This is a genomic window from Anoxybacillus sp. MB8, from assembly GCF_011006755.1.
GTDB lineage: Bacteria > Bacillota > Bacilli > Bacillales > Anoxybacillaceae > Anoxybacillus > Anoxybacillus gonensis.
Window position 1 is genome coordinate 50,214 of sequence record NZ_RXXX01000013.1, and the last position, 7,056, is coordinate 57,269.

The 7,056-nt window shown below is 40.2% G+C and carries 8 protein-coding genes; 3 read left to right on the forward strand and 5 right to left on the reverse strand.

Annotated elements, in window-relative coordinates:
- Positions 1-65 precede the first annotated feature (65 nt).
- Positions 66-434, forward strand: coding sequence for a hypothetical protein (locus tag EKC99_RS06715; RefSeq protein ID WP_163151166.1), 369 nt, complete (start codon positions 66-68; stop codon positions 432-434).
- Between the two features lie 19 nt (positions 435-453).
- Here the strand turns inward: EKC99_RS06715 and EKC99_RS06720 are convergent, their stop codons facing one another.
- The 3 genes from EKC99_RS06720 to EKC99_RS06730 all read right to left on the reverse strand — a co-directional run bounded on the left by EKC99_RS06720 (position 454) and on the right by EKC99_RS06730 (position 2,851).
- Positions 454-1,617, reverse strand: a complete 1,164-nt coding sequence (locus EKC99_RS06720) for an immunoglobulin-like domain-containing protein (RefSeq protein WP_163151168.1) — start codon at positions 1,615-1,617, stop codon at positions 454-456.
- A complete protein-coding gene (locus tag EKC99_RS06725; RefSeq protein ID WP_163151170.1) occupies positions 1,604-2,089 on the reverse strand; it encodes a sigma-70 family RNA polymerase sigma factor in 486 nt (161 codons plus the stop codon). Before EKC99_RS06725 ends, EKC99_RS06720 begins: the two co-directional genes overlap by 14 nt.
- 117 nt (positions 2,090-2,206) lie before the next feature.
- Complete coding sequence (locus EKC99_RS06730; protein WP_075039740.1) at positions 2,207-2,851, reverse strand: peroxiredoxin; 645 nt, start codon at positions 2,849-2,851, stop codon at positions 2,207-2,209.
- 171 nt (positions 2,852-3,022) lie between these two features.
- On the opposite strand from EKC99_RS06730, the gene EKC99_RS06735 reads away from it, so the two are divergent.
- Both EKC99_RS06735 and EKC99_RS06740 read left to right on the forward strand, forming a co-directional pair.
- Positions 3,023-4,072: a 4Fe-4S dicluster domain-containing protein gene (locus EKC99_RS06735; RefSeq protein WP_075039741.1), complete on the forward strand. Its 1,050-nt coding sequence runs from the start codon at positions 3,023-3,025 to the stop codon at positions 4,070-4,072.
- A complete protein-coding gene (locus tag EKC99_RS06740) occupies positions 4,053-4,730 on the forward strand; it encodes a formate dehydrogenase subunit gamma (protein WP_075039742.1) in 678 nt (225 codons plus the stop codon). The genes EKC99_RS06735 and EKC99_RS06740 overlap by 20 nt, the downstream gene beginning before the upstream one ends.
- Before the next feature lie 16 nt (positions 4,731-4,746).
- Here the strand turns inward: EKC99_RS06740 and EKC99_RS06745 are convergent, their stop codons facing one another.
- Complete coding sequence (locus EKC99_RS06745; protein WP_240468821.1) at positions 4,747-5,598, reverse strand: transcriptional regulator; 852 nt, start codon at positions 5,596-5,598, stop codon at positions 4,747-4,749.
- Between the two features lie 28 nt (positions 5,599-5,626).
- Positions 5,627-6,841, reverse strand: a complete 1,215-nt coding sequence (locus EKC99_RS06750; protein WP_163151172.1) for an MDR family MFS transporter — start codon at positions 6,839-6,841, stop codon at positions 5,627-5,629.
- Between the last annotated feature and the right edge of the window lie 215 nt (positions 6,842-7,056).

Below are 7,056 nucleotides of genomic sequence, written 5' to 3' on the forward strand. Positions count from 1 at the left end.
CTAGCACCGTACATGCCTGTCACCTGTTTCCCTTTCTACACTTCTAAACGAAAGGAGGTTCACTCATGGAGCATACGTTGCGACAAATTTTGGACAAGCTTAACAAAATGGAAGTTAACATGGCGACGAAGCAAGAGCTTGCAGAAATCAAAGCAGAACTTGAGGAAGTCAAAGCTAGTATGGTAACAAAACAAGAATTTGAGGAAGTCAAGAGCAGTATGGCAACAAAACAAGAACTTCAAGAAGTCAAAGCCAATATGGCGACAAAGCAGGACTTTACGCTTGTCCAGCAAGCCGTGCTTGAAACAAATGAAATCGTCAAAAAACTAGAAAGTAAAATTGACAGTCATGAAAAGCTTTTAACTCTTCTTTCGCATCGTTCACTCGAGCATGAAGCAGCTATTTCTAGCATTCGTTTCCTTTTAGCAAAATAAACGAGGGGACTCCCCTCGTTTATTCAATGTGACTTAATACATATTCGTCTCCTTTTCGAACAATGACGACATAAAATACGTTTATTTGTTCATTGTTACGCGCATTCATCACAGTCACTTTCACTTTGACTTCCTCTTTTTTACTTGCTTCATTCGGTTCCCAATACACGATCGATGGCTCAACGTTCACTCGTTCTCTATTTAAAAACAATACTTTCGGTCCTTCATATCCTTCCATGCCTTCGATCTGTCCGCTATCAGGTGGCATTGATTCAGCAATAATTTGTTCATCAGACGATACAGGCTGCTCCGCTTCATAAATCGTTAACGCATCATCAGCCATTTTGTCCGTAAATAGCGTTCCATCACTTGCTTCCATCGAAAAATTCACTTGTTCTTTTCCTTCATACATTGGGTATATATGCAACCCTTGACGGTTCGTTCTCGTTAAAACAAGTCCGTTATGACTACTATAAACAGAAAAGTGGCGATCTTTTTCACATGCTAGTTTCACATCTTTCGTTTCGCTCGTCTCAATCGGCTTTGCTTCCATATACGTTTGAAAGTTCGACAACTTGTGATCAGCGACGTCAAATTCAATATAACCAATGAAATGAGCTGTATCCGCATAATACGTACGCACGATGCGATATTTTCCATTTTCCAACGGTTGATTTAACAACGAAAAATCAATAACATCCTTCACCGTTTGTCCTTTTTCAACTAATGCTAAAACTTCAATGACTGCAATATCATTTGTTAACGTCGTCTGTAACCATGTCTGTTTTTTGTTATCGTATCGTTCAATTGTATATGCATATCCGAACGAAATGACACCATCGCTTTTATTTGTCACAGAGAAATGGAGCTTTTGTTTGTTCGAATCATACGTGACGTCATGAATAGTTACATACGAATCAGTCACTTCCATTTTCACCATATCCCCTCCTTTCTCTTGTTCCATCATCATGTCCATTTTTTCTTGCGTTTCTTCTTTAGCAGGTGGATACAAACTAACAGCTAATAATACACTCGCAGCAACTAAAGTCATATAAGCTGGTCGAAACGACTTTCGCTTCCGTTCTTTTTCTCTTTTTTCAATCCGCTCAATGACTTTATTTTTCAATTCTTCCGTCACGACAATGTGCTCCATCTCTTTTTTATATCGCTCACGCAAAATCATACTCCCCTTTCAGTTTGTTTTTTAACATTTCTCTCGCACGGGCTAACAGCGAACGAACCGTACTTTCTCGCTTTTTCAACAACTCGGCAATTTCTTTCGTTTGATACCCTTCATAGTAAAATAAATGAACGACCTCTCGATATTTTATCGGAAGCGATGTGACGGCTGACATGACTTCGAAGTCATCGTTGGCATCAACATTAGGAGAATGCAACCATTCTTCATATACATCAACCTTTCGATACGCAAACCATTTTAATTTGTTTTTACATACATTGACTGTGACCCGAATCAACCATGCTTTCATATGTTCTTCACTTTGTATCCGATCCATATGCTCATATAGCTTAATAAACACATCTTGAAAGACATCTTCTGCATCGTGTTCATTCCTCATATACATATACGCGAGGCGCAACACCATATTCCCATATTCATCCATAGCACGCTGGATTTGCTCTTTTGTGCACAAAGAAACGACCTCCTTTCACTTCATATACAACTGAATAAATAAAAATGTTGCAACGGATCTACACTTTTTATTTTTTAAGTATACAAAAAGACAGCGGGTGATGCGCTCGCTGTCTTTTTATGTCCCCTTCGTACAAAACCACCAGTCAAAGCAACTCATTTCTCCTTGTTTCGCTTTGTTTAATCGTTCTGCTGCTTGTTGAATCGTGCGTGGCGGCGGCATAATGAGTCGCTCACCCACCAGCTCATTGTGCGGCCAATTCGCTGGTGTTGCTGCTTCATATGCATCCGCTGTCTGCAATGCTTTCACTGCTCTTACAATTTCGTATATGTTTCTTCCAATTGACTCCGGATACGTTAACATAAGACGAATGGTTCCTTCAGAATCAACAATATATACACTACGTACCGTCCGCGTCCCTTTCGTCGGATGAATCATCCCAAGTTGTTTTGCCACATGTCCGAGTTCATCTGCAATAATTGGGAATGAAATGTGAACATGAAGCTTTTCTCGAATCCATTCTACCCATTTGATATGAGAAAACACTTGCTCAACCGACAAACCGATTAACTCAGTATTTAACTGTTGAAATTGCGGCTTCATTTTTTCAAATGCCACAAACTCCGTCGTGCAAACGGGAGTAAAATCAGCCGGATGGCTAAAGAGGACAAACCAATATCCTGCGTAGTCATCTGGTAATGTGATCGTCCCCATAGTCGTCGCTACCGTTATCTTTGGAAAGCGGTCCGAAATAAATGGCATACATATCCCTCCATACGTTTTACCGTTTCAGCTTATGCATCTCCCCTTAGCCACGAACATTGTCCCCATTCTGTCACAAACTCTTCATAAATGAAAGCTCGTTTCCCCTTTTCAACTTTGTTCGCTTTATATAAAATACCTATAGGTGTATAAGTAAAGGAGGGTGAAAAGATGAGTGAAAAAATTAGTCGACGAACGTTTTTAAAGCGTTCGACAGTCGCTGGTGCAACAGCGGGTATATTACTTGCAACTAAAACACCGGGATATGCTCAAACAGACCAATCAGAAGAAAGCACGTTAATCGGTTCAATCATTGATTTAACAAAATGCGACGGTTGCGCGGCTTACGACACACCACTATGCGTTACAGCATGTAGACAAAAAAACGAACACCGTTTTCCACAGCCACAAAAACCTATTAAAGACTATTGGCCACGAAAAAAACATGAAGACTGGTCCAACGAAAAAGACCGCACCGATCGCCTCACCCCTTACAATTGGACATACGTTGAAAAAGTGCAAGTAAATTGGAATGGACAAATAAAAGATGTCGCTATCCCAAGACGATGCATGCATTGTCTTGATGCGCCATGCCAAAAACTTTGTCCTTTTGGTGTGATTGAGAAAACGAAACACGGGGCGGTCAAAATTGACGAAAACTTTTGCATGGGTGGAGCAAAATGCCGTGCCGTTTGCCCTTGGGACATTCCACAACGACAAGCAGGCGTCGGTTTGTATATGAAGCTCGTTCCTGAATTAGCTGGGGGCGGTGTAATGTACAAATGCGACATGTGCGCAGACTTGCTTGAAGAAGGAAAGAGTCCTGCTTGTGAAACAGCCTGTCCGAAAGGGGCAATTGAATTTGGCCCATACGAACAAATTCGCAAAAAAGCGTACGAACGGGCAAAAGAAATAGGCGGCTTTATTTATGGGGATATCGAAAATAGCGGAACGTTAACGCTTTACGTTTCAGACGTTCCATTTGATAAGATTAACGAAGCAATTGAAACAAAGAAAAAAGAAGAAAACGATACTCGTTTCGGTCGTCCGCATATGAAACCAGAAGTCGAAAATATGTTAGAAACAACCCACGGGTATATGCTTGCCACACTCATCGCTCCAATTGCTGGTGCGGCTGCTGCAGGCATTACCGCTTACAAAGTTTTATCTGGACAGAAGAAAAAAGAAGGGGGAGACGATCATGAACAAGAAGAAAAATAAAATTTACCGTCAACCACTTCCGAACCGCTTTGTCCATTGGGGTATCGCTATTTCTATTATTATGCTCATCATTACTGGAATCGGACAAATGCCCGTATACGGTCGCTATTTGATCGTGCAGCCGTTCGGCACAAAATGGCTCACTTCATATGAGATCACATTGTTAGTGCATTACTTTTTTGCAGCTACCCTTCTTTTCTTCACAACGTATCATATCGTCTACCACGTTGTAAAAAAAGAATTCGACATTTGGCCGAAAAAAGGCGATATGAAAGGCTCTTATCTTATTTTAAAAGCGATGATTTTAGGACAAAAAGAACCACCGAGCGAAAAATACTTACCTGAACAACGTATCGCTTACTTATATTTCGTCATTTCTATCGGTCTTGTCATCGTTACTGGTATTATTAAAGTAATTAAAAATATCATGGGCGTTCAACCGACAAACGGCATTTTATTTTGGGGAGCACAGCTGCACAACTTAGCAACAGTCATGGTTATTCTCGGTGTCATCATGCACTTAGCTGCATTTATCGTGAAGGAAAATCGCAAACTATTGCCAGGTATGTTTACAGGTTACGTGGACGAGGAATACGTTAAAGAGCGCCATTCCCTCTGGTATAAGGAGTTAAAAAAGACATATGAAAAGCAATCCTGATGCGAAGGATTGCTTTTTACTTTATACGCTTTAATTTATTTTCCTCAATAACATACTGCCGCATGTCTATCACCGTTCCATCTTCTTTCATCTTTCGCAAAGTGACGACATCTCGTCCGTCATTTGTTTTACTTTGAGATGTTTCGTACACATATCGAATCCCTTGTTCGACTACTTCACGCGTTCCGAGCCAATCCGGACACTCGTTCAAAAATGGATCCCTACTAAGCATTCGAAGAAAATGATTCATCGCTTGTACGGAGATGTTGAGCGGTTGTTTTTCCACATAAGATAGGCTCACTTTTGCATGCCGACCAATCTTTTTTAAATACTCCTGCGCCTGTCTTTCTTGTTGCTTAGCAAGTTCCTCATAGTATTCCTCCGCATATAACACCTTCGAGTCATATTTTTTCGGAAACATTTTCTTAATGGATTCCACATATGCTTCTCCATCAAGCGGTTCTTCGTATGCGACAAGTTTATACTTCCCATGCTTATCGATTAAAAATGTCATCACAGTCGGAATGGCTCCGCTGCCCGACACAATGGCGAATATGCCATCTTGAAATTCAAATACCCCTATACTTGCGATTGTATATGCTTTCACTTTATTTCCTTTTTGTTCTGTATCAAGAATGATATGTCCTTCCGCAACGTATTCTCCCTTCCCATACGTTTTCCCATGTTCTTTAATCGCTTCGCTTACCGCTGTTTCAACATGTGTCGCGTCTTTTCGTTCATATGAACTGGAACCATTTTCATCAAGAATAGCCCTAGCATCCTTTGCCTTAAAATTGTTCCCACCATAAAAAAACATCGCTACAATCATGGCTACAATAAGCAAACTAAAGATGGAAAACTTCCTCATCTCTCCACCTCCGTCGTGAAACAAACTGTTACAAGCTATACTCGATATGCCGTTTCGTCGCCTTCATTACCCCACTAACATATAAAAAAACTGGAAAGCCGATCAAAGTACATAAAGATAATAAGCTAAAAATAAGGAGATGGTTTTCATAACCAAAGTATTGAAGCATCAGTCCCCCAATCCATGGACCGACGGCGTTGCCTATGGCCGTAAAACCGATAGAACCAAAATATAATCCTTTCATCTGTCGAGGTGCAATTTGGTCAATAAATATGTCGACCATTGAAAACATCATCACTTCTCCTACCGTTAAAATAAACATAGAAAGAAATAACATCGGCACAGCAGTAAATAGACCAAACCCGAAAAGTCCGAATGACACCGCAACAATGCCAAACATAATCGATGTGAGCGCAGAATACCGCTTGCCAATTCGCGAAACAGGATACTGTACAACGAGCACCGTGATTGCGTTAAATACAATTAAATAAGAAAAAAGTTGTACACCATCTTTATATTGCGACAAATATTGCGGAATAGTTGAATTGAATTGCGAATACCCTGTGACACCAAGAATCATTCCGATGACAGCGAATAAAAAAACGCGATCTTTGCCTAATACATGGACAGCACGGCGAAGCGTTACATGTTCAGATATATCGCTATGCGTTTGTTCAATGGTATATTTTGAAAAAATCACGACAAGTAAAATGAAATAAAGAAAATAAACAAAAGAAGTAATAAAAAATGCCGTCGTCGATGACGAAGCACCGATCTTCAAGCCGACTAATGGACCAATCGCCGCCCCGACATTAATTGCCGCATATCGCAAGTTAAACACAAGCAATTTATTTTCTTGTTTTGTCACCTGCGACAACAACGCTCGCGACGAAGGTTCAAAAAACGAACGGCATAATCCGTTTAACGCATTTAATAAAAAAAACGTCCAAACGCTCTCCGCTGTCGCAAAACCAATAAACACGAACGTCCACATCAAAAGAGAAATCTTCATCACTTTTTCTTGCCCGTATCGATCGGAAAAATATCCGCCGAAAAACCCACCAAACAACCCTACAATCGAACTGATCCCAATAATTGCCCCTGCCAACGAAGCGCTAACTCCTTTTACGCTCGTTAAATAAATAGCTAAAAACGGAATGGTCATAAACATCGCCATTCTTGCAAACAATGTCCCAATAATGATCGTTGCGCTGACAGGATGTAGTTTTTTTATATGATCCATAATTCCCCTTCTATCTTTTTGAATGAACTTTGTTTAAAATTATATTATACTTTAGAATAAATTAAAAATATTTTGATAAAATTGTAGAAACATCATGACTGTTCAGCCACATCATCAATCGTGTTGGACCTGAGTCAATATATTGGACAGAAAAAAGTTAACTCGTTATGCTGACTGACGTGCTTGATCTTCTACTTCTTGTGGAGTTCTGTAAC